The sequence below is a fragment of the Mixta tenebrionis genome (genome assembly GCF_006517625.1).
GTDB lineage: Bacteria > Pseudomonadota > Gammaproteobacteria > Enterobacterales > Enterobacteriaceae > Mixta > Mixta tenebrionis.
In genome coordinates this window covers 1-2,718 of record NZ_VHQI01000030.1, presented here as the reverse complement: position 1 = coordinate 2,718, position 2,718 = coordinate 1, and the positions used below count along the sequence as shown (strand labels likewise).

The following is a 2,718-nucleotide window of genomic DNA, read 5'->3' as shown; positions in this document are numbered from 1 at the left end:
CCCCGCCACACCGCGCGGCCCGCACCATAGAAATTCGGTGCTCTCTTTCCGCTCGTCGTGGCGCGTAAACGTCTTACCGGTACGGCGGGCGCTCATCATATCTTGTGCAAAGCGCATTATTGCATGGACGGTGCTACAGGCAGCCCCGCTTAGTTATAATCACAGCACAGCCAGAGTCGTAACTGCGTGCCTATTTATAAATTATCCTTTATCCATTTATTATCGTAAGAATCAAATATTTCTCTTCTGTCTACTCGCCATTCGTTATTTTTTAAAATTAACTTATAGCGAAATTTGCGTTCAACTCCCGTTTTAAATTTTTGCTGAACCTCAATGCTTATTTTTTTATTGTCGGCACTTAACTCGCACCCAATAATTTCATCACTGGGACAAAATGTTGACGGGAATCGGGTAGACAAAGATACTTGCCTTCCCAGCTTTCTTTCGTTGTGTGTTAAGTATTTTGCATAAATAGTATCAATTTCTTTTTTTGTTCACTTTTGTAATCCACATTTGGATTTTCATTTTTCAAATTATACCAATAGGTCTCCCATTTATTCATATCCGAAAAAAAATATTTTAAAGTTCTTATAGCTTGCTCTGTTAAATTCATTTTTTAATTCCCTAATTCGCAAAAATATCAGAGAGGATTTTATTGCCATTATCAAACACATCATAAATTATTTGAGTTGACCGAGTCCCTCCGTTACCATAGATAAATCGCCATTCGAGTTCTACCGAACGCCCTGTTGTTTGGATATAGGCTCGAATTTCTTTTTCAAAAATTCGATAATCACCGCGGTTAATAGTTGGTAATTGTGGGAATACATTGTCCTTGCCTCCTTGTCCACCGAGGATTTTTCCCAATATATGTCCGGCATCATCATTATCATTACCTAACGCTCTAGCCCAGGCTCGTGACGATTAGTTAGTTGGGGTGCCTGTTCCAATATCTGCCTTACCTATCGTACCCTTTGCCGATAAAGGTTGTCTGTCAACACTTCGGATTACATCAGCTGTGCATAACAACCCCAATGGGTCGGCCTACGTCAGCGGATTCAAAGCATATGTATACTACATATCAATTCTTTAGCTCGTAAATTAGCAACTTAAAAAATAAAAAAACGGGAAGGTTTGATGATCTGCCCCGGCTTTATTTTTAGGTATTTTTTAATAACTTTTTAATATCATAATCGCCATATAGACTTAATTTTGGTTATTTCATTGATTCTTCTTTGGATATGGAAGTTTCATTATCAATGAACATCAACTTTCTTACATGAATTTTCAAGCCCGTATGTAAAATATACATTTTCAATATCTACAGGAGAAAAATTGCCCTGGTGACCTATTATTCTCCAGTCACCATCTTTGTATCCTTTTATCAAATAAACCATAAGTATCAATTACAATAGGCGAATCAACTCTTTTTGCCACATTAATCTGTTGCTCAGACATTTTCTGGCTTGACTGATATATAATCAAAAAATTTAGCAACATGTCCAGTTATTATTTTAGATATTACCCTACCAAAGCAAAATTTATCCCCCTAATTTAAAACAGAATATACCACCGGGTTTCACATAACGAAGCATTGTTCTCGGATTTTTATCCCAAGCCCAAAATTTAAAATCACTCATCCACGCCCCTTTGTTTTTCCACCTAAACCATTCTACTTGCTGTTATACGCTGCCTCAAATGCTTGCCCCCTTACATCAGTTCGACTATGGTCAAATGAATTATATTTATTGCCACTGTGAGTAGAGGTATATCTTCACCTATCGTCCCTGTTCGGGTTTTATATTCCTCGATATAATATTGTTCGTAGCCTCTGACCTTTCCATAAGCTACATTTGTATCAATAGTTTGCATTCTGGAACCAAGTGTTACCCTATCCGAATCAATATGCTCCCTAATCCTTCGATCAATATCATTGGAAATACCATCGTAATAAGGCTCTGTTGCCCCAGGATTGAATAAATCATAAAAAAATACATCCATTAAATTAAATAATAAAAAGCCGGAAAGATTTAATATTCCCGGCTTTTATTTATTTTTTAATGGCTTTTATCCATACATTTTCGAATTCATCGGCATCTATATATATTGCCTTAAATTGAGGATCTTGATTTATTTCATTTAAAGATGGAATTGGTAATTCACCCAGCGTTGAAATATTTTTAGGTGTAGATTGATCGGAAAAAGTTAAGTCTCCAGTAGAAAACACTTCCACCTTACGAACCTCATATCGGCTATCATCTATTTCACTGTACAGTTCAGTAGGCTCATCATCAAATGAATGTTCCCAATGCACTTTTATATACTTCATTCATTTACCCCAAAACCAACAACCCTTCCATTAATATTTAAGTTTCCGTCATTAAGAATAACAAAAACACCATCTCGCCCTTTAACTACATCTAATCCTGTGACGTCTACTGCTATATAATTTTTGAATTTATCACCTAAGAACGGAATTCGAATAAATTTTCTCGATAACTGAGCATTTGTTTTGGTTCCGGGAATAATATCGGTAAAATACTGGCCGTCCCCATAACGGGCATCTTTAGGATTATTAGCTTTCAAAGACGGACGCATTTCTTTTGATTTCAATATACCTGCTAAACCATCATCGTCAGTGTAATGATATAGAATATTTTTATTACTTTTAGTAACACCGCATCCACCTGTAGTTAACCCTAACGGATCGATCCACGT

3 protein-coding genes and 1 pseudogene are annotated in these 2,718 nt (G+C 36.4%); all 4 read right to left on the bottom strand.

Going from position 1 to position 2,718, the window contains the following annotated elements:
• Positions 1 to 194 precede the first annotated feature (194 nt).
• Positions 195 to 482, bottom strand: a complete 288-nt coding sequence (locus tag FKM52_RS22260; RefSeq protein ID WP_141178086.1) for an NTF2 fold immunity protein — start codon at positions 480 to 482, stop codon at positions 195 to 197.
• 142 nt (positions 483 to 624) lie between these two features.
• A pseudogene (locus FKM52_RS21845) lies at positions 625 to 882 on the bottom strand (DNA/RNA non-specific endonuclease); the annotation flags it as partial.
• Positions 883 to 2,050: 1,168 nt separating this feature from the next.
• Entirely contained in the window at positions 2,051 to 2,329 is a 279-nt protein-coding gene (locus tag FKM52_RS21250; RefSeq protein ID WP_141178084.1) for a DUF6881 domain-containing protein, read from the bottom strand.
• Positions 2,326 to 2,718 (bottom strand): HYD1 signature containing ADP-ribosyltransferase family protein (locus FKM52_RS21245; protein WP_220446302.1); only part of this gene is annotated, 393 nt, incomplete at its 5' end. The genes FKM52_RS21245 and FKM52_RS21250, both read right to left, overlap by 4 nt.